Source organism: Cellvibrio sp. UBA7661, assembly GCA_002483365.1.
Taxonomy (GTDB): domain Bacteria; phylum Pseudomonadota; class Gammaproteobacteria; order Pseudomonadales; family Cellvibrionaceae; genus Cellvibrio.
Window position 1 is genome coordinate 365,798 of the sequence record DLHT01000017.1, and the last position, 25,119, is coordinate 390,916.

Consider the following 25,119-nt stretch of genomic DNA (forward strand, 5'->3'; position numbering starts at 1 on the left):
GACCACAACACAGCGAGTTACGATAACAATAAACGGTTCGAGGATTAAGTTCATGCAAACCCCAATCAACTTTAAAAAGAAGGTAATCGCTAGCGCTATTGCGACTTCTATGTTGGCAGGCTTTAGCGGTGCAGTACTGGCACAAGACGGTACTGACGGATCAGTAGAAGAAGTATTGGTAACGGGTATTAAAGGTTCTTTGCAACGTGCAATGGACGTTAAACGCGAAGCAGTCGGTGTGGTGGATGCAATCTCTGCAGAAGACATCGGTAAGATGCCTGACTCCAACCTCGCAGAATCCCTGCAACGTATTCCCGGTGTGTCTATCGACCGTGTAAACGGTGAAGGTAGTAAGGTAACCGTGCGTGGTTTAGCGGGCGACTACAACCTGGTAACCCTGAACAGCCGTCAAATGCCTGCATCATCTTTCGGTACCAGCCGTTCATTTGACTTCGCAAACCTGGCTTCTGAAGGTATTTCAGGTGTACAAGTTTACAAAAGTGGTCGCGCGGATGTGCAATCCGGTGGTATGGGTGCGCTGATCAATATCCTCACCCCTCGTCCTCTTAGCAATCCGGGCTTGAAAGCTGTTGTGGGTGCTAAAGCGGTGAAGGATGAATCTTCTGTAATGGAAGATGGCTTGACTCCTGAAGTATCTGGTTTGTTCAGCAATACCTTTGCAGATGACACTATCGGTATTACGTTGACCGGTAGCTATCAAGAACGTAACAGCGGTGACCGTAACGCTAACGTTGGTGGTTGGTTCTCTCACGCAAAAGATGGCGGTGACTGGGCTGGTGTGCCTGATGATCAAAAACCAAGTGGTGATCGTGCTTACGCAATTCCGGTGAACATTGGTTATTCCGTGACCGAGGTGAATCGTAAGCGTTTGAATAGCCAGCTTACTTTCCAATATCAGCCTGTTGAGCAATTGACTGTTACTGCTGATTACTTGTACGTCCAGCAAGAAACCGAAACTAATCGTTTCTCCAGTGGTATGTGGTTTACCCGTGCCAGTGGCGTAGATGTTAAATGGAGCGATACCAACCCTGCGTATCCGGTGTCTTACACTGAAAACACTGGTTGGCACGAACTCGACAACTCATTGAACTACAACCTGGCCAAATCTGACCTCAAGTCAGCCGGTCTGAATGTGATGTGGGATGTAACAGATAATTTGGCTGTGGAATTTGATGGCCATAACTCAACCTCTTTCTCAGGTCCAAACGGTAAGTGGGGCAACGGCAACACCTTCAACATGGGTGTTTACGATAACTACAGAGCTTCTGTTGATTTCACTGGTGATTTCCCAATCCTGAACGTCGGATACCAAGATGGTCGTACATCCGCTATTCCAGATGTTTCCCGTGCCCAATTGACTAACAACGTATTCCGCGTACAGCTGCAGGATTCATCGGTAGATGAGTATCAATTGAAAGGTACTTATACCTTTGACGACAGCTTTATCGATAACATCAAAGCGGGTGTTGGTACTAATGAAATCACCAACCACTACTTTAACCTCGGTGTTCAAGCACAAAACCAAGGTAGTTGGAACGGTGTACAAGGTGCCAATGGTATAGGTGATATCCCTACTTCTTATTGGAGAATTGACCAGTTTTCCAAGTATTTTGACAACGGTGGTGCTGGCAACGCTGGATTCCAAAACAACTTCATCCACGGTAACTGGAATGATTTGTTAGCGATTGGTGCCGAGTTGTACGGTTCTGATAGCGGCGATTGCCCAAGAGCTTATTGCACCTCTTATGATCCGGCAAAAGCAAACGATGGTTTCGCAGATCAATCCACTATCGAAACTTCTGATTTTGCTTATTTGCAAGCTGCCTTCAAGCCCGAGATTGCCGGTATGCCTGCAAACCTGGCTGTAGGTGTGCGTTATGAAACAACAGATGTTGAATCATCTTCCTACTTGTCTACTTACACTCCATACATTCGTTGGAATGGTGGTAACGAGTATGCGCTGTTGCCTTCTGGTAGCAACGATGAAACAACCTATGGTGATTACTCGAAGACATTGCCAAATGTTGACTTCGACATTTCGTTGACTGACGACATCAAGGCTCGTGCGTCTTATAGCCAAACTATTGCGCGTCCAAACTACAACGACATCAAAGGTGGTTTTGTTTGGGGTACTGCTCCACGTATTGCAATGGGTGATGCTTCTGCAGGTAACCCGGATTTGAATCCGTTGGAATCTACTAACTACGATATTTCTGCCGAGTGGTATTACGCCGATGCAAGTTACGTGTCGCTTGGCGTATTCAAGAAAGACGTAGTTGATTTTATCGGAAGCTCACCCGTTGTCATTCAAGATACTGGTTTCCACACTCCGGTGAATGGTCCTCGTTGGAATGCTGCAGTAGCGGCTGTAGGGAGTGATTTGCTTGCGATTCAAAACTACATCCTTGCAAATTATCCAGGCAGTGTAGATGCAGCGACTGGTCATATTTTTGCTTTGGCAGAAGATCCAATTCTTCCGTTCACTGTTACTCGTCCAGTAAACAACAAAGATGCATCACTTGATGGTATTGAATTGGCTATCCAGCATACCTTCGGTGAATCTGGCTACGGCTTCCAGGCTAACGCCACTAAAGTGGATTCCGATACCGAGTACGACGATCTGTCAAAAGCAAACCAGTTTGCTATTTTTGGTTTGAGCGACTCAGCTAACTTCATCGGTTTCTACGATAAAAATGGTCTGCAAGTTCGTATCGCGTACAACTGGCGTGACAGCTTCCTTGCAAGCGTTGGTGATTCAGCGGGCGCAAACCCTGTTTACACCGAAGCTTATGGTCAAGTTGATGCGAGCGTAAGCTATGACGTTACTGATAACCTGACGTTCTCGTTGGAAGCATTGAACCTGACCGATGAAACCCAGCGTCAATACAGCCGTCACGAAAACCTGGTTCGTAACTACACTGAAACTGGTGCTCGTTACAACGTAGGTGTTCGCTACAGCTTCTAATACTTGGAAGTGTTGTAAGTGAAAATGAAAAAGCCGCTGGAAACAGCGGCTTTTTTAACGGTTTGCGTTATTCTGGTGTCTGTTCATACTGTTTGTTACTAAAAAATTATTACTCACTAATAAAAAATATTATCTGCCAATAGCAATTATCAGAAGTCCAGTAGGTCGTTTATGGCTGATCAAATAACACGGGTTGTAATAGTGGGTGGTGGTTCCGCAGGTTGGTTGGCGGCGGGCATTATTGCGGCAACAAGTCCAGCACATGTGCAAGTCACACTGATCGAATCTCCCGATGTAGCACCTATCGGCGTAGGTGAGGGCACTTGGCCTACCATGCGCGCAACATTGCAAACGATTGGTATATCGGAAACGGATTTTTTCCGGGAGTGCGATGCCAGTTTTAAACAAGGCTCCAAATTTTCTCGTTGGACAAGCCTGTCAAAAGACGATGACTACTATCATCCGTTCACTGCACCCGCAAAATATCATGAAATCAATCTGGCTCCTTTCTGGTTGCCATTTAAAGATAAAATCGATTTCGCGAATGCAGTTTGCCCGCAAGCGGCAATATGCGATTTAGGCTGTGCGCCCAAACAAATCACCACTCCAGAGTTTGGTGCAGTATTAAATTACGGTTATCACCTGGATGCAGGAAAATTCGCGCCGTTTTTGCATAAACATTGTGTTGAAAAGTTAGGTGTTAATTACATTAGCGCAAATGTCACTGCCATTAACTCTCATGAAAATGGCGATATAAAATCTGTGACTACCAATGCTCAAGGTGAAATTGTGGGCGATCTATTTGTAGATTGCACCGGGTTGTCATCCATGTTGCTTGGCAAGCATTACGATGTCCCGTTTATATCACAACAAAATATTCTGTTTAATGATTCTGCTCTTGCAGTCCAAATTCCTTATGCTGAGGGTGCAGATACAATTGCATCGTACACCTTATCCACTGCGCAAACCAATGGATGGATCTGGGACATAGGTTTGCAATCACGCCGTGGCATAGGCCATGTTTTTTCCAGTCGTTATACTACCGATGAACTTGCCGAGCGCGAGTTGCGTAATTACATTGCGCCAGTGGTAGGCGAAAAAATAGCGCAAGAGTTACCTGTTAGAAAAATTGCATTTAACCCTGGTCATAGGGAAACCTTCTGGCACAAAAACTGTGTAGCGATTGGTTTGGCCGCCGGTTTTATTGAGCCATTAGAAGCGACTGCGCTAGTGTTGATCGAGCTCTCGGCCAAAATGATCGCAGAACAATTTCCTGCTAATCGCAGTGCTATGGATATAGTGGCCAAACGATTCAATACCACATTGCGCCATCACTGGAAGCAGATAATTGATTTTCTAAAACTGCATTATGTGCTGACAAAACGAACCGATACAGAGTACTGGCGTGATAACTGCCTCGCCAATACTATTCCCGATAGCTTGCACGAATTACTCGCGTTGTGGAGGGTGCAGTCCCCCTGGTTGTATGACGAAATGTTACGCGAAGAAATGTTCCCGTCAGCCAGTTATCAATATATCTATTACGGTATGAAAGCGATAACCGATGTAACTGGCGCAAGTAGAAGCATTGGTAGTGGGAAGCATCTGCACGATAAAAAATTAAGAAAAGCGGAAGCGCTGTTTATGGAAAACGCACAGCATATCCAGCAGTTGAAAAAAGTATTACAACCTAACCGTGAATTGATTGAAAAAATTAAACACCATGGGCTGCAAACTATTTAAGCCCAACTATAACAATAATGGAGATTATTTCTCCTGGAGTCACTATGCCTAATTTTGCTTTGCTAAATAACGTTGCCCACAAAAATTTGCGTGTCATTCGCGATAACACATCGCAGTATGGCGATAATGAAATGTCCGTAGTGACCTTTCCACAAGAGTTTCGCGCCATCCAAAATGAATATCCAATCTTCTTTCAAAAAAATACTGAAACAGGAAAGTTTATTCCCATTGCATTAATGGGGCTTCGTCAAAATGAAAATCTGTTTTTGTCTGAAAAAGGTTGGGATGCACAATATATTCCTGCATCCGTCAAAAGACGTCCTTTTTTAATTGGAATACAGCCACCCAAGCCGGGCGAAGGCAATCAGCCAAGCCGTATGGTGTATGTTGATATGGATAGCCCGCGTGTTAATGAAACAGAGGGCGAGCCAGTATTTTTACCCCATGGTGGTTACTCACCCTATTTGGAATCAATGGTGGATCTGTTGGAGTACATCCAATATGGCACAGATTTGAATGAACAATTTGTGGGTGCATTACTGGCAAATGAATTGCTGGAAGTGGTTACTCTTGAAATTACGCTGAAAAATGGTGAGCGTCACAATCTTGCAGGCCTTTACACCATAAACGAAGACAAACTAAGTGGTTTGGCCGGTGGTGTAGTAGCAGATTTGCATAGCAAAGGTTTTATGGAGTGTATTTACATGGTGCTTGCATCCCATTCCAACGTGATTAAATTAATTGCCCGGATTGAGGCGAAGTTATCAGGCCAATAACCCACATCATCAAGTTGTTTTTATGATTAGCATTGATAAAAAAGTGAAGGTTATTGAAGGCTGCGTGCCCGATAAAATCCCCGATGAAGTATTGTCTTCATCGGAGCCTTTAATTTTGAAAGGCTTGGCGTCCTCTTGGCCAATTGTGCAAGCTGGTTTGACTTCTGCTGAGGCGGTTGAGCAATACTTGTTGAGGTTTTACAAAGGACAAGAGGTGGCGGCTTTTTTGGGTAAACCGGAAAATAACGGCCGTATTTTTTACGATGAGAGCCTTACCGGTTTTAATTATGATTCTGTTTCTACGAAATTGGATTTCGCATTGAAACAGCTGCGCCAGCATGCCGAAAATCCTTCACCACCGACGATTTACATTGGCTCTACATCGGTCGATCAATATCTGCCGGGTTTTCGTGCCGAGAATGACATAGCGCTGGGTGAGCATAATCCGTTAGTGAGTATTTGGATCTCCAATAAATGCCGTATTGCGGCGCATTGGGATAGCCCATTAAATATTGCCTGTTCAGTTGTTGGGCATCGCCGGTTTACGCTTTTTCCATTTGAGCAAATGGAAAATTTGTATGTAGGCCCTCTGGATAAAACCCCTGCTGGGCAAGCCATCAGCTTGGTGGATTTCTATAATCCCGACTTTGAAAAATTCCCCAAATTTAAACATGCATTGCCCCATGCGCAGGTTGCCGATTTGGAGCCTGGTGATGGTTTATTTATTCCCAGTATGTGGTGGCATCATGTTGAAAGCTTAAGCCCCCTCAATATTTTGGTGAACTATTGGTTTAAAGGTGCTCCCGGATTTTTTGGAAAGCCGATAAATGCACTTTTCAATGCAGTGTTATCCATTCGCGATCTCCCTCCTGAACAACGCGCTGCATGGAAAATGATCTTTGATCATTATATTTTTGACTACAACAAAGAAGCGCTTTCGCATATACCCGAGCAAGCTCAGGGCGCGATTGGTGATTTGACCGATGACAATGCCCGAAAAATTCGTGCTCGCCTATTGAATCAATTGAACAGATGAACAAGCTGAAAAAATAAAAAATTGGCAGATAAACCAATTGCACAAAAAATCAAATCAATCGATAAATTAAAAATGTCTGGTAACACTATGATCGGTGATCAAGCAGTAAAAAACGTGGTGATTGTTGGTGGCGGAACTGCCGGCTGGATGGCAGCAGCGTCGCTTTCCAAATTGTTAGGCAAAAGTATCGCCGTTACCTTGATTGAGTCTGATGAAATATCAACTGTAGGTGTTGGCGAGGCTACGGTGCCACCATTGATATTGTTAAACCGTTACCTTGACATTAATGAACAGGAATTTCTTACCTTTGTTAAGGGCAGCATCAAACTTGGGATTTCATTTGAAAACTGGAAAAACGTTAACGAAAATTACTTCCATATGTTTGGCACACCAGGGAAAGACACCTGGGCAGCAAGCTTCCAGCATTTCTGGTTGCGCGGAAAAGAACTGGGAGTTAACAATCCATTAGGTGATTATTCCCTGGAGCATAAAGCCGCAGAGCACAATAAATTTGCGCACATGCCCAATTCATCACTCAATTATGCTTATCATCTTGATGCGGGCTTTTATGCAAAATTTCTTCGCAATATCGCGGAAAAGGCGGGTGCTACGCGCATTGAAGGAAAGATAGTCAATGTTGCATTAGATGAAGATGAGTACATTAAATCGATTGAGCTGGCATCGGGTCAAATAATTGAAGGTGATCTTTTTATTGATTGCTCTGGTTTCAGGGGCTTGCTTATCGAACAAACGTTGCATACAGGCTATGAAGATTGGTCACATTGGTTGCCATGTGACAGTGCTGTAGCGGTGCAAACTGAATCGGTGCGTGATCCTGTGCCTTACACTCGCTCTATCGCTCACGCTGCAGGGTGGCAATGGCAAATTCCATTGCAGCACCGTGTAGGCAATGGTTTGGTGTACTGTAGCCGTTATATATCTGATGATGATGCGAAAAAATTATTGTTGGAAAATATTGATGGCCGTTTGATTACCGAACCAAAAGTTATCAAATATCGCACGGGGCAGCGGCTCAAGCACTGGAATAAAAATTGTGTTGCACTGGGGTTGGCGAGCGGATTTATCGAGCCTCTGGAATCTACCAGTATTCATTTGATCCAACGTGGAATAACGCGATTAATTCAAATGTTTCCACATTCTGGAATTCGTGCTTGCGATGTGAATGAATATAACGAGCAGATGAAAGTGGAAATCCTGAATGTGCGGGATTTTATTATTCTTCACTACCATTTAACCGAGAGAAACGACAGTCCCTTCTGGGAATACTGTAGAAGTATGGATATTCCGGAATCGCTTGAGTATCGCATGAAAATGTTTCGTGAAACTGGCAAGGTCTTTGTTAAATCTTACGAGTTGTTTTCAGAATCATCCTGGTTGCAGGTGATGGTGGGGCAGGGATTGATTCCAGAAAACTATCATCCTGTTGCGAATGAAATTCCAGCAGACAGTTTGGTGAAATTCCTTGCGGACATTCGCGCACAAGTAAACCAAAATCTCCAGAAGATGCCGCTACACAAAGACTATTTGGATTTCTATTGCAAAGCGAGCGACTGGAATTAATCGCTCTTTTCCGTTAAGTAAATAAAACTATTTAACGTCAGTCGCCCCACAATAGGGTTGGGGCGGAACTGGAAGTTTTCGGGAATGGATGCCGAATGCAGTATATCGCTAGGGTACATAATTAAACGGTTGAAATTGGCTTCATACCGGCCAATTTCTTCATAGTATTTGTTAGAACCATTGATGTATTTTTTATGCCAGCTCGTATCCAGCGCCTCTCTTGCAAGGTGTTCGCCGTAAACATCCATGCGCTCCGGCGAGAGCTGCTCAAACCCGGTTGCCCGGTGGCGATAAAACGATGTGCCGCCTTTATCGGGTGTACAAAGATAATGCACACAAGCCAGTTTTTCTTTATGGATGGTATCAACGTGAGGGCGCGATTGCGGCAAAGCCAAACGTGCAGGCGGAGTGAGGACTAAAGAATAGGTCGATTGAGAATAATGGATGTTTTCTCGCGTAAGATTAAACGCTTCACAAATAATATCGGGCAAATAGGTTTGCAGTGCTTGACTATAAAATTCCGGCACATTGGATTGTATTCCGGGGTAAAAATCTGTGCCATCACGAAAATCTCCAAATTTTACCGCAAACCCCAACAAGGCTTCCGCCTCATGTAAGAAATTATCGATCACCAATATCGGTGTTTTTTCATTGCCGACAATGTCAATACGGTATCTGAATTGTGAGTGTAATGGTGGTAAGAAATCAGTGTTATTCATTTTATTTTCTCGCGATAAGTTCGCTGATTTTATCACCGATTTTGACTGCTCTTCCATTATTAAGTTGTGTGAGGGAATGATTTTGAAAAATCAAACAGATGCTGGTCAAAAAGAGTCATTTATTCGTATTATGAGGTCTAATTTATTAGATTTTTTTTAATATATTTATTTGCAGGTGCAATCCCGTTTATGTTCGAAGGATTCAAATTTGACAGATTTGAACTGGGTGTTCCCACATTAATAGGGATAGTTATTGTGTTAGGTATTATTTCATTTTTGTTGTATTGCGCTTATCTTTATTCAAGATCTTCTTTGCTGAAGAAGGGTTAAGGAAGATTAAAAGAATTATGCGCAACCGATAGCGCTTACTACTGTACTCATGGGGTTCTATTTGCCCCAATTCCCATCCCCACGTATCATCCCAATCCTATTTCCAGCGCCATTTTCCTGATGGCGTTTACTGGGCTATTGGGTGATTATTGGGTCGCTATGTCGAATATTTGGTTAAGTTATAAACAGTCTGTCGTCAATGTCATGGGGCGTGACCGGCATAAGCTTGGGCGGCGTTTGAATGAGCTGGAGAAGCTGGCGCGGGCGGGTAAGCCTTATGAAGAGGCGCTGGAGAAATGGCAGGCGCAGTTGGCGAAGTCGCAGGCTGAGGTGGAGCGCCGCCAGTTGTTGGTGCCGGAGCAGATTGAATTCCCTAATTTGCCTGTCTGCGAAAAGCGCGAGGAAATTGCGCAGATTATTGCCGCGAATCAGGTAGTGGTGTTAGCGGGTGAGACGGGTTCCGGTAAGACCACGCAGATTCCCAAAATATGCTTGAGTATTGGCCGTGGTGTAAATGGCCTTATTGGTCATACCCAGCCGCGCCGGATTGCGGCGAATACTGTCGCTAACCGAATTGCTGAGGAGCTGAAAACCACACTGGGCGAGAAGGTGGGTTATCAGGTTCGCTTTAGTGACCAATCCAATGACAATACTCTAATCAAAGTAATGACCGACGGGATTTTGCTCGCGGAAATCCAGAATGATCCTTTCTTGAATAAATATGACACGCTAATTATTGATGAGGCGCATGAGCGCAGTTTGAATATCGATTTTCTACTCGGCTATTTAAAACAGCTTTTACCAAAACGCCCCGATTTAAAATTAATTATTACCTCTGCAACTATCGACCTTGAGCGATTCTCGCAGCATTTTAATAATGCGCCGATTATTGAAGTCTCTGGCCGCACTTATCCTGTTGAGGTTTGGTATCGCCCGCTTTATGAATTTGAAGCGAGTGATGATAGCGATGCAGAGCCGGATCAATACGCGGCGATTGTCGATGCAGTACATGAAATTGAACTTAATGAAAAAACCGGTTCCGGTGTTCGCGGTGGCGATATTCTGGTGTTTTTGAGTGGTGAGCGTGAAATTCGTGAGACTGCAGAAGCGTTGCGCAAAGCACAATTTGCACATATGGAAGTGGTGCCATTTTATGCACGCCTGAGTTTGGCCGAACAGCAAAAAGTATTTTCACCGCACACCGGTCGTCGCATTGTGCTCGCGACAAACGTGGCTGAAACCTCGATTACTGTACCGGGTATTCGCTACGTGATTGATCCGGGTTTTGCTCGCATTAGCCGCTATTCTTATCGCACCAAAGTGCAGCGTTTGCCGATTGAGCCAGTATCCCAAGCCAGTGCCAACCAACGCAAAGGCCGCTGTGGTCGTGTTGCTGAAGGTATTTGTATTCGCTTATACAGCGAAGAGGATTTTAATTCGCGCCCCGCATTTACCGATGCGGAAATCCTGCGTACCAATCTTGCTGCGGTTATTTTGCAAATGCTGCAATTGCGCATGGGCGATATCCATAAATTTCCGTTTATCGATGTGCCTGATCATCGCTTGATTAGCGATGGTTTTAAATTGCTGGAAGAGTTGCATGCGGTTAATTCCAAAAATCAATTGACGCCGATCGGTCAGCAGCTGAGTAAATTGCCGCTTGATCCGCGTCTTGCGCGCATGCTGATCTCTGCACAAGAGCAATCCTGCGTGCGTGAATTACTGATTATTGCCAGTGCGCTTTCAGTGCAAGATCCGCGCGAGCGGCCGGTTGAAAAACAACAAGCTGCCGACCAAATGCATCGTCGTTTTTGGGCGGAGCATACCGACTTTGCCGGTTTTATTAATCTGTGGGATTACTTTGAAACCCAACGGCAAGCACTCACGCAAAATCAATTACGCAAACTCTGCAAAAAAGAATTTCTGTCGTATTTGCGGTTGCGTGAATGGCGCGATGTGCATCACCAGTTGTGCGTTGCAGTCAAAGACTTGGGTATTCGCGTTAATACTGAGCCAGCAAATTATGAGTCTGTGCATAAAGCGCTGTTGACCGGATTGCTGGGAAATCTGGGTTTTAATCACGAAGAGCGCGAGTACCTTGGTGCGCGCAATCGAAAATTTTCTATCTTCCCCGGATCATCGCTTGCGAAAAAAACGCCCAAGTGGATCATGGCGGCAGAGTTGATTGAAACCTCAAAATTATTTGCGCACACGGTTGCCAAAATTGAACCTGAGTGGGTTATTGCGGCTGCGGAGCATTTAATCAAGCGTCAGCATTTTGAACCTCATTATGATTCGCGCGCAGGGCAGGTGATGGCTTATGAAAAAATCACCTTGTATGGATTGACGATTGTCGAGAAAAAAGCAGTTAACTATAGCCATATCGATCAGGCGCAATCGCGTGAAGTGTTTATCCGTGCAGCGTTGGTAGAAGGCCAATACGCGCAGCACCCCAAACGTAAACACTTGCAACAACAAGCAGGATTTAAGGATTTTTATACGCATCAGCAAAACTTGTTGCAAGAGTTGGAAGATTTAGAAGCGAAATCTCGCCGGCGCGATATTGTGGTAGATGAACAAGTTATTTTTGATTTTTATAACGAGCGCATTCCATCGCATATTACTAATCTGGCAGGGTTTGAATCCTGGCGTAAAAAAGCGGAGCAAAGTAATCCGCAATTACTGTATATCACGCGCGAAACCTTAATGCGCCACGGTGCAGGTGATGTCACTGCCGCACAATTTCCAAATGAACTTGAATGGCGTGGAATGTTGTTTCCACTCAGTTACCATTTTGAACCAAACCATCCATTTGATGGAGTTAGCATTCACGTTCCCATGAGTGTGTTGCATCAGGTTCCGGAATATCGTTTGGAGTGGTTGGTGCCGGGAATGTTGCGCGATAAATGTATTGGGTTGATTAAATCGCTGCCCAAAAATCTACGCAAACATTTTGTACCTGTGCCAGATGTTGTGGATAAAGTATTGGCTGTTGTTACGCCCGATAACAAACCATTGACTGAAATAATTGGTTTGCAATTAAAGCGTTTAACCGGTGTGGATATTCCCAAAGATGCTTGGTTAGAAACCCAAGTAGATGACTATTACCGCTTTAATATCCATGTAGTGGACGACAAGGGAAAAATCATTGCCAGCAGCCGCGACTTGGATTCACTACGAAATAAATACCGTGAGCGGGTGCAGCAAAACATTCAATCGGCCGCAACCGATATTGAGCGCGATGCTATTACCAGCTGGGATTTTGATGAGCTGCATAGGTCGATTCAATTGCCACGGGGAGGGATAAGTATTCGTGCGTATCCGGCACTGGTAGATAAAAATACCAGTGTCGCGTTACAAGTACTCGATAACCCCTTGCAAGCGTTGGATTTAACCCAGCGTGGTCTTGCTCGCTTGGTATATTTGTCGCTTGCACAAACGGTTAAATATTTGCAAAAAGAATTACTAAAAGGGCAAGAGGTCACATTGACACTGGCAGGAATTGGAAACCGCGAGCAAGTGGCTGATGATTTGATTATGGCTTCGATCAAACAACTCGCGGTTCCGGATCAACAGAAGCTGCCACGTTCAAAGCCTGAATTCGATGCGTGTGTAATGAATACAAAAGATAAATTGATTGCGCATGCGCAAGAGTTGGCGAACCATCTTGTCAGCAGTTTGAAATTACTGGTCGATGTTAAAAAGCAACTCAAACAGCAAAAAAATATGCTGCTGCTGGCATATACAATCAGTGATATTAATCAGCAAATTAGCCAACTTTTTTACCCCGGGTTGATCTATAAAACCCCGGCGCAATGGTTGTCGCAATATCCAAAATACATGCGCGGTATCCAGCAGCGTTTGGAAAAAGCGGCACTCAATCCACAGAAAGATAAGCTGCAATTAGCAGAGGTTGCGCCTCATTGGCAGCGCCTTGCAGATTATCTGACGAAAGAGGGTGAGTATCGCCTCACGCAAAATGCAGCACTGCAAGATTACCGCTGGTGGATTGAGGAGTTGCGTATTTCTTTATTTGCCCAGACGCTGAAAACCCAGGTGCCGGTATCGGATAAACGTCTGGATAAACAATGGGAGCAGGCCATGTTGGATGCGCAGGGGTAAAGGTAGGATTAAAAGGCAGAGTTAAAAAGTGTTTAGCTGCTGTAACAAAGCCGGGGAATGTTAGTCTATCGGCTAGGCATTTGGTCTTGGGCAAATAATTGACGCCATTATGTAACCAGACGCTGGGGACACCGCTAGCTCTGCCGCCTTGGCTGTGCTAGTTTTTCTGTCGGCCTTACCGCCGTCAATAACACATAACCTGCTGGAGTGTATTATGAATAACAAAATTTCTTCCATGTCTGCTTTGTTCGGCGCTGCTGTGGTTGCATCGGCTGCCTTGGCTCCTATCGCATCTGCTGCTGATGCAAACTTTACCGCAACATCGCTGAATGCCGGTTATACCTTGGCAGATAATAGTTCAGCCAAATCTGAAGGTGAGCACAAGTGTGGCGAGGGTAAATGCGCTACAGAACACAAAAAGTCTGATAAAGAAGGCAAATGTGGTGAGGGCAAGTGCGGCGAAGGAAAATGCGGAGCCGATAAAAAAGCCGAAGGTGAAGGAAAATGTGGTGAAGGTAAATGTGGTGGCGATAAAAAAGAAGAGAAAAAAGCCGAGTAATGCGAGTTAATCCTGCCGCAGCGGATTACACCGCTGCTATTAGCGGCGCTGGTCTTGGCTTGCGCCGTAGCCTCTTGAATACGCTGGAGCAATCAGCGCCAGACGATATTCATTTTATGGAAGTTGCGCCGGAAAACTGGATTAATGTTGGTGGTCGGTTGGGTAAAAAATTCCGGTCATACACCGAACGTTTTCCTTTTGTTTGTCACGGCCTTTCATTGTCTATTGGTTCGCCTGCGCCGCTTAATACCGAGTTATTATTGGCGATAAAAAAATTCATGCATGAACATAGTATTCGTTACTACAGCGAACACTTGAGTTATTGCAGTGATCACGGCCAGCTTTATGATTTGCTCCCCATTCCGTTTACGGAAGAAGCAATCGATTACGTCGCAGAGCGCATCCAACGTGCACAGGATATTCTCGGGCAGCGTATCGCCATTGAAAACTCATCGTACTATTGTGCGCCCCAGCAAGAAATGAGCGAGAGTGAGTTTATCAATGCCGTGATAAAAAAAGCGGACTGCGCGCTCTTGTTGGATGTTAATAATATTTACGTGAACAGTATTAATCACCAGTACGACCCTTACGAATTTTTGGCGAGTTTGCCGGGCGAGCGCACAGCCTATATTCATATTGCTGGCCATTTTGAAGAAGCAGAGGATTTACGCGTAGATACGCATGGTACGCCTGTGATTAACCCGGTGTGGAAACTACTGGAAAAAACCTATGAATTATTTGGTGTAAAACCCACATTGTTGGAGCGGGATTTTAATATTCCACCACTTTCAGAATTAATGGATGAATTGGCGGAAATTAAAAAGCGCCAACAATCATTTGCAACAGGCGGCTTGTTGCGATGAAAACATTCCAACAAACCCAGTTAGCATTTGCACGACACATGCGCGCACCACAGGAATATCCTGCACCGACAGGAATAGAAGACCGCCGCTTGGGGATTTACCGCGAGCTGGTGTACAACAACATCGAAAGTTTGATTGCGACGGTTTTTCCTGTACTGCGTTCGTTACTGCCGAATTCCCATTGGCACAGCATAGTGCGCGATTTTATCCAGCACCATGAATGCAAAACGCCGTATTTTTTGGAAATCAGCGAAGAGTTTTTGCATTATCTTGCGCAGGAGCGAGGTGTGCGTGAGGGTGATCCGGTATTTTTATTGGAGCTGGCACACTATGAATGGATTGAGTTGGCATTGGATGTCAGTGAAGAATCTATTCCCCCAGCAGGGGATTTACCGGCCGATGTAATGGCTGCAAAACCGCGAGTGTCGCCCTTGGTAGCGGTTCTCGCTTATCAATATCCCGTCCATAAAATTTCCCCGCAATACCAGCCACAGCTTCCAGAACCGGTGCATTTGGTTGTGTACCGCAACCGTGCTGATAAGGTTTGTTTTATGGAAACCAATCCACTTACTCAGCGTCTGTTGTCATTATTACAGTCCTGTTCTGAATTGCAGTCCTGTTCCGACACTCTGGCAGATGTTGTGGGGATTATCGCTAAAGAGCTGGGGCAGCAGAATATGGGCGGATTGGCTGATAATGCATTGGCGCGGATAACACATTTATTCAGTGCGAGCGTGATCAGTCACTTCGAGTGATTTTTGTACTAATATGGATTATTTTTAGTCAATTATTGGTATTTTGATTATCAAAATCGAAAAAAAATACATAAACAATCGACTTTTGATCTAAAACAATGCCCAGGTACAAGACTTCATCGTTTTTCTTTCTATAATTCATGACGCGTATTCAGTGTGTTTGTCATATTTCTGTAACTTTACGGTCACACAATGGCAACGCGACTGAAACACAAGTGTCATTATTTCAATAAGCCTGATCCCCGATGCCCAGGAATTGGACATCAACAAACACACATCAAAGGAGTCAACTCCATGAAAAAATCATTATTAGCTTTGCTGATCGCTTCTGTTATTCCCGCTGCTGCATTTGCAGATGTTGTTGTCTACGGTAAAGCAAACGTGGCGATACAAAATGCAGATGAAGCTGCATTGGATGATAACCGTATTGAACTGGTGAGCAATGCTTCACGTATCGGTTTAAAAGGTGGCGAAGAGATTAACTCCAGCCTGAAAATCATTTATCAATTTGAATACCAAACTGAAGTTGATGATGGAACCAATGGTTCGCAAACCATTGCACAACGCAATATTTATTTGGGCTTGCAAGGTTCTGCCGGTACCATCATGGGTGGTCATTTCGATACCCCAACCAAAGTTGCCCAGGAAAAAATCGATTTATTTAACGATCTTGAAGGCGATATCACTCACATCTTTAAAGGTGAAAACCGTGTGAGCAATATTGTGCAATACACCTCGCCATCATTCGGCGGTGGTTTTGCAGCGTCTGTTGCTTATGTGTCTGAAGAAAACGACGGCACCTTCAAACAAGCAGGCACACCGACCAATGGCACATCGTTATCCTTTGGTTACACCAGCAATGTATTTTATGCCGGTATTGCCGCTGATCAGGATGTAGAAGCTGACGGCGTTGATTTAGTGCGCGCTGTTGCACGTGTTACTTTGGGTGCAGTGCAATTGGGTGTGTTGGCTGAGCAATACGAGAACGACAATACCGGTGTTGATGAAGATGGCGCACTGGTTTCTGCTCTGTGGAATATCACAGACAAGTGGGCATTGAAAGGCCAATACGGCCAATCTGATGTCAGAATGGCCGACGGTGAAAGCGCAAGTATTGGTCTGGATTACAAAATGACTAAAGCGGCAACGTTATTCTCTTACATTACCTCTGTTGAAAACGAGCTGGTGAATGTTGCTGGTGAGCGTGACGATACTTACATCGGTGCTGGTATGGATTTCAAATTTTAATTTGCCAGTGTAAATGAGTATTGAAAGGGTGCTTATGCACCCTTTGTTGTTTTAATTGGCCGCTTTTACCGGTTTAAATAATCGTGCGGGAGAATTGGATGAAACACATAGCGATATTTTTTTTAGGGTTGTGCGCGGCATTTCCCGTATTGGCAAATGATGAATGCGAAGCTGCTGTTGATGCAGCCGATTCCATGAATGTGAACCAAAAAGATTGTGATTACAGTAAAGAAGGGCTCAACGGCTTTTTGCAAAAAGCGTTTAAAAAAGGCAGTGAAGGTGCTGTATTGGAAACAAGCGGTAATAGTAAATCCGAATCACCTGAAGCCATTGAAAAAAATAATAAGGTTGCACCCGCAAAAAGTAATGTTCGTGAAACTGCACAGCAGTCGTTCAGATTGAGTGTTGAGGTTGACCAGTGGGCGAATTTGCCGGTAGCGAGGGCGCAGCTGTTGCCTAAAGCATTGGAAAAATGTGGGAAAGGGTTTTCCATCACTGGCGAGCATTACCGTAGTTTGGCAATGGGCCGGATTGAGTTACAGCTACAATTTGAATGCGATAAATAATGTAATGCTTGAAAATAAAAAAGGTCACAGTAATGTGACCTTTTTTATTACAACATCGGGTTTTACTATTTCGCGTAATTCACTACAGCGATGTAGTGCATAGCGGTGGGTTTGTTTTCCACGAAGCCTGGAATAAATTTGGATTTTTTCAGTGAGCTTTCGATGCTATCAGCATCGGCTTGTTTACGCAGCGCCGCTTCAATGGTACTGACGGTTTCTACTTTTCCGTCGGCTTCAATGTTGGCCATCACACGGGTCATTTTGCCTTCGGCAAAAAATAATTTACCGTCGCCGCGCTCTTTGGTGGTGTAGTGTGCGTACCAATCGCTGGTGTCCAAACGTTCTTGCGGTGCGAAATAGTGAGTGCCGTATTGTGCTTGCAATGTGCCCAGGTTTGGCAGCAATACAATCGGTGCTTGGGTTCCGCCCAATGAATAGACAACACGCATTTGCATTCTTACCGGTACGGTTTTTCCGTCGATAGTTGCGGGTTCAAAAGTGGCGGATTTCAACGCAGACTCAGTGACTTTTTGCATGGAAACCAGCGGACTGTTTTCGTAGCAATTAACAGCGTTGATATTACCGGTGCTCATTACATCGGCCTGGCAATAAACCGCAACGGTTTTTACACCTTCGCCAAAAGAGGCGGGCAGGGTAATTTGTTTAGTTAATGTTTCAGCAGCATTGCCGAAGTTAGCAGGGGTATAAGCGGTGGCGTAGCTCGCAAATGGAGCTGCAGCCGCTACAATTGCCAGTGAGCGAATCAATTTTTTAAGAATATTGTTAGTCATTTTAGTGCTCCTCGTGAATCAATAAACGGCAACCTGCACCCTTTCGGGTCAACGATCTCCGAACTCATTGTCAGATTAGCACCGGCCTTAGCATACTATTGTGAATAGTTTGTGACAATTTCGGGCCTAAACACAAAAAAGTTAAAAAGTTTTTGTTATTTACACTGTTTTTATAAAAATCCTTACGGGAAAAATAATGGCAAGCAAAAAAAGCCACCCGAAGGTGGCTTGTGTAATCCTTTTAAATAAATCTCCGTTAAATCCATTTCCTTATAGGCGGGACATCCTGTCTCTCCCTGTCCTTTTTAAAAGTTGTAGCTGATGTCAAGGCTGATGCTGGTGCCCACTTCTTGACGAAGAATGGTGACATCTTGCCCTTGCACATTGGTTTGGGTGATTTCACGATCTTCATCCAGCAAGTTGCGCAGTTTTGCTTTGAGGATGAGCTGCTCAATCGGATAGTAGGAATAGGTAAAATCCAGCGAGCTAAACGGTTGCTCAAAGGCATCGTCGTGACCAGTATCAACGGCAGCGAGTGTCAGTTTTTCACCGGCGATATTGTAGGAAAGCGCTGCGCCGTGTTTACCATCATCCGAGTCATAACCCAATTGCGCATTGAGTACGTAAGGCGATTGGCCACTCATGGTGCGAACGCTATTGGTGTAACCACCGTTGGTGGGTGAAACCACTTCTGAATCACTCAGTGTCAAATTACCTGATACGAAAAATCCGTAATCAAGATTCCACAAGCCTTCAAATTCCACACCGTAGAGCTCGCCAGACAATGCGTTTTCAAAACTCATGATGATGTCGCTGTCTGAACCGGGTTCCAGTTTTTGTTCGATAGGATCAGTGATGTCTTTGTAGAACAAAGAAACGGTCAGGTTGTTGCCGCCATCGAAATACCATTCACCACGTAAATCGATATTATCCAACATGGAATCGCGCAGGTTTGGATTGCCGCGCACGCGGATATTCAATTCAGGATCGATATAAACCACATCGGCCATTTCACGCAGGTCAGGGCGCACCACCGTTTGCGCATAACTCAAACGCAACTGGAAGGTTTCTGAATTCATGAAGCCATCGTTGATGTAGGTTAATGCCGCCGATGGATACACATCGTCACTGCGACGAGTGTAAGTCTGGTTTTCGTTTTGCAATTCTTTGATCAGGTTTTCCAGCGTAATGCCGGTGTAATCGAGCAGATCGAGTGGCAACAGCGCGGTGCGGAAATCTTCGTAGCGCGCACCAGCGGTGATGCGCCAGGTATCGCTCAGGGTTGCATCGATCATCCCGTAAAACGCATCGGTCATTTGCCCGGCAATATAACTTTCGGTACCGAAACCGCGGCTCATGGTCAATTCAAAATCGTTGCTGAGATTATTGATTTTGCTATCGGTAAACACATCGCCCGGCATGCCTTCCAGGAAGCTGCCGCCACCCACATCAATCAGTGCGGTGTAACCAAAATATTGGCGCGATTTGTCGTTGTAGCTATAACCACCGCTGAGCGTAACTTCGGCGTTGTCAAACAGCAGGGGTAATTTTGCATTCCAGCCGTGGCTTATTACATCGTCTTGCAAATTCAAAAATGCAAATTGTGCCGATGAATTGGAGGTAATGCGTGTGCTGAGAATTTCACCGGTTTGTGGATCTACCGTGTTATCACCGCCAATGGTGGTTGCGCCGGGAATATTGGTTTCCACTGTGGAATCCGAATAAAACCAATCGACACTGATATCACCCAAGGTATTGCCGGAAAGTTGGTCGAATTTGTGCGTACCCAAGGCTTGGGTAATTTCAACTTCGCGATCCTGATAGCGGGTTTCGTAGGTAACTTTTTGGTTGCCGTCAGCCAAATTGTTGTTGCTGTTTTGCGCAAAAGTAATGGCTGCTTCATCGGTTTCGTTGCCGATCAACATGTAACTGGCTTCGATGTTGTGCATGTCTTGATAGTTGATACCGACACCAATCGAACCCAGTTCTTTTGTGTCTTCCTGGGTGCGTTTAGTGGAAGAGTAGGTGACATCGGGTGAGCCTACGCCTTGGCGGATTTGGTTTTTGTTGCGCCATTCGGTTTTTTCAGACCAGTTGAGAATGCTGCCGACAGTCCAATCGTCACCAATATCCCAAGAGTTGCCGAGTGCAACTGAGCCGTTTTGATCCAAAGGTGAATCGTCTTCACGGATAGCGACATCGCGGTTTAATGACAACATCAAACTGCGGTTGATCGCAATGGATTCCTGCGCTTGTTCGGGCGTCACACTGTTATCAACTTCGGTGCTCAGAATACGGCGGATACCGTTGATATCCAGATAGCCTTGGTAAGTGTCCAATGCTTGGTCGATGGCTTTTGGTAAGCCACTGGTTTTACCGCCACCTGAATAGGTGATATCGCCATCGCCGCTATTGGTGTTGGTACCGGTACCGAGGGTGATGTTAAAAATAAATTCATCCGGAACACTCTTGGTGCGGATGTTGACGTTGCCGCCGCCAAAGTGCGCGGGCAGGTCAGGTGAATAGGATTTCTGGATTTTTAAACTATCCACGATGGATGCGGGAATAATATCCAGCGGTAATACATTGCGCGTCAATTCTGGCGATGGCACTTGGGCACCGTTCAATTGCACGCTGGAGTAACGCTCACCAAGGCCGCGCACATAAACGTATTTGCCCTGGTTTAAGGTCACGCCGGTCACACGGGTGAGCGCGACGGCCACGTTGGAGTCACCGGTGCGGGAAATTTGGTCTGAACCCATCAGGTCAGCAGCGAACGCATCTTCCATTCGCTCCTGCACAATCGTTTGTGCACCGCTTTGCTGGCGGCCGGTTACTAACATTTCTTCCAGTACGGGCGCTTCTATCGCAGGCATTGGAATACTTGGTTGCTCATCGGCTTCTTGGGCGAAACCGGGTTGCGCCAATACTGACAGTGAGGCAGCAGAAATGGCGATAAATAATTTGTGGCGGTTGGGTAAACAATTTTGCATGGTCATAACCTTTTCTGATTCGTTGGTCTGCAGGGCGCGGCATCTGGTGTTATCAAAAAGAGAGGCGCCCTAGGGCGCCTCTTTTCCGTTGCCAGCAACAAGGCGTATGTATGCCCTGAATTAGTTGGCGGTCATGCCTACAGTCCAGCCTGAAACCCAGTCGTTGCTTTCGCTAACGGCACCGATGAAGTTCACGCTATCAAAGAAGTTGTTGCTTCCTGCTGCTGGTGCAGTAGTGGTTGATGGATTTTCAGACAGTTTGGTCACGTCGGTTACCGGCACAGTGATCGCTGCCGCGTTGCCATCGGTCATGCTCGCCAGAGTCAGGTAAGCGCGTGGGTTAGTCGCCAAATCTTTGAGGATGTTGGCTGGCAAACCACCGGTGACAGCTGAGTCGATTACCACGTTGTTGTTGCCTGCGGCGGTGAACCAGGTTTTCAGGTTGAAACCAGCATTGCTTGGGTCAACCTTGCCGGTTTTGATCGCTTCGGTACAGGCAACCAGGGTGCTCTTAACAACAGAGATACCTGCTTCCATCGCATCGCCAGTTTGTGGGCCTTCGGTATCATCGTGTTCAAAGCATTCGTTAGATGACATGCCGGTGGCGTTAGAGGTGATGATCGAGTTGTAGATTTCGAACTGGGTGCCTTCACGCAACAGTGGGCCTTCTGAGTCACCTTTAGAGGTTGGGAAGGTGCCTTGGTTGGTATCAACCGCGCTGGTCACACAGGTGTGGTTGGAGATGCGTGGGTGGGTCATTGGCAGAATGCCATCGCCACGGCCTTCACCGGTGTTGTCGCCTTCGATACAACGGTTTGCACCAGAGGTATGGATGGCCAATGCGAATTGGATGTTACCTACGTAGCCATCAGCAAAGTCGAAAGAGTCATCGGCAACGTTCACAGCAACTACGTGCTTGAGGTTCACTGCACCGCCGAACATTTCAAAGCCATCGTCACGGGTAGAGTAGGTTTGTACGTAATCGACAACAGTACCTGAGCCAACGGCGTAAAAAGTAATACCGTTCAATTCATTGCCATCAACCACTTCATAACCAGCGTGCTTAACAACAACGTAACGCAATACGCCTGATGATTCGCTGTTGTTGTTACCACCGTAAGTACCTGGGCGGCCTTCAGAGGTCACGTGACAGTTGCTTGGGTCGGTACATTTGTTGGTCAAACCTTGACCGAGGATTTGGATGCCGCCCCACAGACCGCGATCACCTTCGGTCGCTGATTTTTCAATCAAGTCTTTGGTCGCACTGAATACGATAGGTGCTTCTTTGGTGCCTTCTGCAAAAATTTGTGAACCGCGCGCTACACGCACGTAATCAACCGGGTTGCTGAATGCTAATTTCGCCCCCGCTTTGATGGTCAGGATAGGGCCAGCGCCTGCTGCTGGTACCTTAACGCCAGCGGCAACATCGTTGGCATCAATATCTTCACCGACAAACAAGCTGTCCTGGAAAATGTGCACACCGTTGTTTGCCAGAGCAGGGATTTCAAGGTCAGTAGTCAGCGGGCGTGTATCGCTCACAAAGGTTACGCCGTAAGTACAGTTATTACCGCTGAAAGTTCCCTGGAATGTTTGACCACCCAACTCATAAGAGGCGCAAGGGTTATTGGCAACTGAAGAGCTGCTAGCACCGTTGTTGTTAGTGGTATTGTTGTTTGAATCAGTCACAGTGTTGCTTGGGTTCAAATTGATATCACCGCCACCACAGGCAGCCAGGGTTGCAGCGAGTACATTCAATGCAAAAAGATTTTTCAGTTTCATGGGGCCACTCTCTTCTAGTAAGGGAACTCTTTAATAAGGGAAATGTGAACGCTGCGGTTTTTGTGAGAGCTGTCCGCTTCTGCGTTTGTGGCGCTATCTTTGATGACAAATATGAAATCTGGACGACAGTTTGATGAAAGTTTTATTTCGGTTAGATGTCAGAAATATGTCAAAAAGGCTTTGTTGCAATTTGTAACTGGCGCAATTTTTCGCGATAAAGGCGGTTGTTGGCGGAGTGATGATTGGTTAAAGTGGCCGGCATCGCGCCTGCCATATCGGGTCGCTATACGTCTTATTCTTTCCGCAATTCAGGTTTGCAATTCGGGTCTGCAACTCAGACCGGCAATCGCTTACCTTATCTTCCAGGGAACTTATGAAACTGAATCTCTCGCCTTCATCGTCTTTCTCCTTACGTCCATTGGTTGCCGGGTTAGCGGTTACATTGGGCTTGGTCATTCCACTTGGCGTGTTTGCGCAGGATGACCAGGAGGCCGCAGACCAGGATCCCTGGCAGGGGTATAACCGTGCGATGTTTAAGTTCAATGATGCGGTTGATCGCTGGACGCTCAAACCTTTGGCGAAAAGTTATAAATTTGTCATGCCCGATCCATTGGAAACTGGTGTCGGTAATATTTTTGACAACATCCAGGAAGTCCCCAATGTTATCAACGGCGTACTGCAGTGGGATCTCAAAGGTGCCGCACATGACACAGGGCGTTTGCTGGTGAATAGCACCCTGGGGATTGGCGGTTTGCTGGACGTAGCCAAATACATGCACCTACCAGCCGATGAAGATGAAGATTTTGGCCAGACATTGGCGGTGTGGGGGGTTGGGCAGGGGCCTTATCTGGTATTGCCATTTTTGGGCCCAAGTACTGTGCGCGATGGTTTTGGTAAGCCCATCGACTGGTATACCGACCCGACTACCTATATCGATCACGTGCGTACCGAAAACACGATGCGCGCATTTAAGCTGTTGGATACCCGCGCAAGTTTGCTGGATCTTGAAAAGAATATTACGGGTGATCGCTATACATTTGTGCGCGATGTGTATTTGCAGCGCCGTGACTACCTGATCAATAACGGCGAGGTTGAGGACGATTTTGGTTCAGAAGACTTTGATGAAGAAGATTTTTGACGGGGAGTTTTGATCGCAAGCGGCCACTTTTCAGTGGCCGTTTTGTTATGTGCGATCAGTAATGTGTCGGCGTGGTTCTAGTTGGGAAGTATCTGGATAATTTCCAAGCCTAAGATGTAATCGCCGTTATCGTTAGTCGATGTGCGTGCAACCTTTGCTTTGGCTTTCAGCGTTGGGCTGTGGCCGTGATCAGAAGACACCTCAACCTCAACTTCAGTACCTGCAGGAAGGCTTTGTTTGGCTTCCACTTGCAGGCCTCCACCACTTAGATCCAGGCACAAGCCCTCAATGACATCGGCTGACGAAGCCAGTTTTGCACTCAAAGGTGCACCGATTTTCATCCGGATAAAATCGCGCTTTTCGCTGTAAGGCTTATCGTTAATCCCCATAGCTTGTTCCTCGTTATTAGTGTGATTGACGAGAGGTTATGGTCTTGGCAAGACTTCAAAGAGTGTAGCACAGGGGTTTGGGTTGCCAGCCATCCATAGTGGATTTCTGTGATCTTCTTGATTACAGGCGAAAAAAAACCGCGCAATGCGCGGTTTTAGCCAGTAGGTACATTGTCCTACCTAAGGCGATTAACGCTCCAGATATTGCAATTTGCCTGGAACACCATCCCACTCGGCGTGGTCGGCAGGGGCATCTTTCATTTCGGTGATGTTTGGCCACACCTGCGCCAGTTCGGCGTTCAATTCCAGGAATACCGCTTGGTCTTCCGGTAGTTCATCTTCCGAGAAGATGGCGCCAACAGGGCATTCAGGTTCACACAAGGCACAATCAATACACTCATCCGGGTGAATCACCAGAAAATTGGGGCCTTCGTAGAAACAATCTACAGGGCAGACTTCCACACAGTCAGTGTGTTTACATTTGATGCAATTTTCCCCAACTACAAACGTCATAGGAGACTCCCACAAGTAACAGAATTCGATAGTCAATGCGCCAGTTCACCGGGCGCAACGCAAGAGCGCGCATTCTAAACAGCCAAACCCGGTTTGGGTAGGCTTTTTCCGCTGAAACATCCCCGAAAAGCGCTGATTTCAGTGTGAAAAAGCGCAGTTGAGAATGGTTCTTTTTGAATACCGATTTTGGTGATAACCCATATCAAATTTGTCGATACCCGTTAGCTATTTT

At 45.8% G+C, this 25,119-nt stretch carries 18 protein-coding genes; 12 read left to right on the forward strand and 6 right to left on the reverse strand.

From position 1 onward, the window contains the following. The first annotated feature begins 52 nt into the window (after positions 1-52). The 5 genes from B2739_RS14785 to B2739_RS14805 all read left to right on the forward strand — a co-directional run bounded on the left by B2739_RS14785 (position 53) and on the right by B2739_RS14805 (position 8,122). Positions 53-2,986, forward strand: coding sequence for a TonB-dependent receptor (locus B2739_RS14785; RefSeq protein WP_331346614.1), 2,934 nt, complete (start codon positions 53-55; stop codon positions 2,984-2,986). A 171-nt stretch (positions 2,987-3,157) separates the two neighbouring features. Next, positions 3,158-4,729, forward strand: a complete 1,572-nt coding sequence (locus B2739_RS14790; RefSeq protein ID WP_331346615.1) for a tryptophan halogenase family protein — start codon at positions 3,158-3,160, stop codon at positions 4,727-4,729. Between the two features lie 44 nt (positions 4,730-4,773). Beyond that, positions 4,774-5,505, forward strand: a complete 732-nt coding sequence (locus B2739_RS14795) for a SapC family protein (protein WP_331346616.1) — start codon at positions 4,774-4,776, stop codon at positions 5,503-5,505. Positions 5,506-5,527: 22 nt separating this feature from the next. Continuing rightward, on the forward strand, positions 5,528-6,541 hold the full coding sequence (locus B2739_RS14800; RefSeq protein WP_331346617.1) for a cupin-like domain-containing protein: 1,014 nt from the start codon (positions 5,528-5,530) through the stop codon (positions 6,539-6,541). An 87-nt stretch (positions 6,542-6,628) separates the two neighbouring features. Further along, a complete protein-coding gene (locus B2739_RS14805) occupies positions 6,629-8,122 on the forward strand; it encodes a tryptophan halogenase family protein (RefSeq protein WP_331346618.1) in 1,494 nt (497 codons plus the stop codon). Here the strand turns inward: B2739_RS14805 and B2739_RS14810 are convergent. Beyond that, the gene (locus tag B2739_RS14810; protein ID WP_331346619.1) at positions 8,119-8,841 is read right to left on the reverse strand and encodes a DUF6445 family protein; all 723 of its coding nucleotides are present in this window, start codon (positions 8,839-8,841) and stop codon (positions 8,119-8,121) included. The two genes, B2739_RS14805 and B2739_RS14810, sit on opposite strands and share 4 nt — an antisense overlap. Positions 8,842-9,330: 489 nt before the next feature. On the opposite strand from B2739_RS14810, the gene hrpA reads away from it, so the two are divergent. The 6 genes from hrpA to B2739_RS14840 all read left to right on the forward strand — a co-directional run bounded on the left by hrpA (position 9,331) and on the right by B2739_RS14840 (position 17,284). Next, positions 9,331-13,293, forward strand: coding sequence for an ATP-dependent RNA helicase HrpA (gene hrpA, locus B2739_RS14815; protein WP_331346620.1), 3,963 nt, complete (start codon positions 9,331-9,333; stop codon positions 13,291-13,293). Between the two features lie 214 nt (positions 13,294-13,507). Further along, positions 13,508-13,852 carry a hypothetical protein gene (locus B2739_RS14820; protein WP_331346621.1) on the forward strand — a complete coding sequence of 115 codons (345 nt, stop codon included), beginning with the start codon at positions 13,508-13,510 and terminating at the stop codon, positions 13,850-13,852. Next, positions 13,852-14,715: a DUF692 domain-containing protein gene (locus B2739_RS14825; protein WP_331346622.1), complete on the forward strand. Its 864-nt coding sequence runs from the start codon at positions 13,852-13,854 to the stop codon at positions 14,713-14,715. The genes B2739_RS14820 and B2739_RS14825 overlap by 1 nt, the downstream gene beginning before the upstream one ends. After that, positions 14,712-15,470 (forward strand): DNA-binding domain-containing protein, encoded by a 759-nt coding sequence (locus tag B2739_RS14830; RefSeq protein ID WP_331346623.1) that lies wholly within the window; start codon positions 14,712-14,714, stop codon positions 15,468-15,470. Before B2739_RS14825 ends, B2739_RS14830 begins: the two co-directional genes overlap by 4 nt. 294 nt (positions 15,471-15,764) lie before the next feature. Beyond that, positions 15,765-16,718 carry a porin gene (locus B2739_RS14835; protein WP_331346624.1) on the forward strand — a complete coding sequence of 318 codons (954 nt, stop codon included), beginning with the start codon at positions 15,765-15,767 and terminating at the stop codon, positions 16,716-16,718. 98 nt (positions 16,719-16,816) lie between these two features. Next, positions 16,817-17,284 (forward strand): hypothetical protein, encoded by a 468-nt coding sequence (locus B2739_RS14840; RefSeq protein ID WP_331346625.1) that lies wholly within the window; start codon positions 16,817-16,819, stop codon positions 17,282-17,284. 65 nt (positions 17,285-17,349) lie between these two features. On the opposite strand, the gene B2739_RS14845 is transcribed toward B2739_RS14840, so the two are convergent. From B2739_RS14845 to B2739_RS14855, 3 genes are all read right to left on the reverse strand, one after another. Next, positions 17,350-18,075 (reverse strand): hypothetical protein, encoded by a 726-nt coding sequence (locus tag B2739_RS14845; protein ID WP_049629396.1) that lies wholly within the window; start codon positions 18,073-18,075, stop codon positions 17,350-17,352. A 305-nt stretch (positions 18,076-18,380) separates the two neighbouring features. Then, positions 18,381-21,068, reverse strand: coding sequence for a TonB-dependent receptor domain-containing protein (locus B2739_RS14850; RefSeq protein ID WP_331346626.1), 2,688 nt, complete (start codon positions 21,066-21,068; stop codon positions 18,381-18,383). A gap of 120 nt (positions 21,069-21,188) precedes the next feature. After that, a complete protein-coding gene (locus B2739_RS14855; RefSeq protein ID WP_331346627.1) occupies positions 21,189-22,847 on the reverse strand; it encodes a hypothetical protein in 1,659 nt (552 codons plus the stop codon). A 373-nt stretch (positions 22,848-23,220) separates the two neighbouring features. Here B2739_RS14855 and B2739_RS14860 point away from each other — a divergent pair, with 373 nt between their 5' ends. Next, positions 23,221-23,985 (forward strand): VacJ family lipoprotein, encoded by a 765-nt coding sequence (locus B2739_RS14860; RefSeq protein WP_331346628.1) that lies wholly within the window; start codon positions 23,221-23,223, stop codon positions 23,983-23,985. 77 nt (positions 23,986-24,062) lie between these two features. Here B2739_RS14860 and B2739_RS14865 read toward each other — a convergent pair whose 3' ends face one another. Both B2739_RS14865 and fdxA read right to left on the reverse strand, forming a co-directional pair. Continuing rightward, a complete protein-coding gene (locus B2739_RS14865; RefSeq protein WP_331346629.1) occupies positions 24,063-24,374 on the reverse strand; it encodes a PilZ domain-containing protein in 312 nt (103 codons plus the stop codon). A 189-nt stretch (positions 24,375-24,563) separates the two neighbouring features. Beyond that, positions 24,564-24,887, reverse strand: a complete 324-nt coding sequence (fdxA, locus tag B2739_RS14870; RefSeq protein WP_049629401.1) for a ferredoxin FdxA — start codon at positions 24,885-24,887, stop codon at positions 24,564-24,566. Positions 24,888-25,119 lie beyond the last annotated feature (232 nt).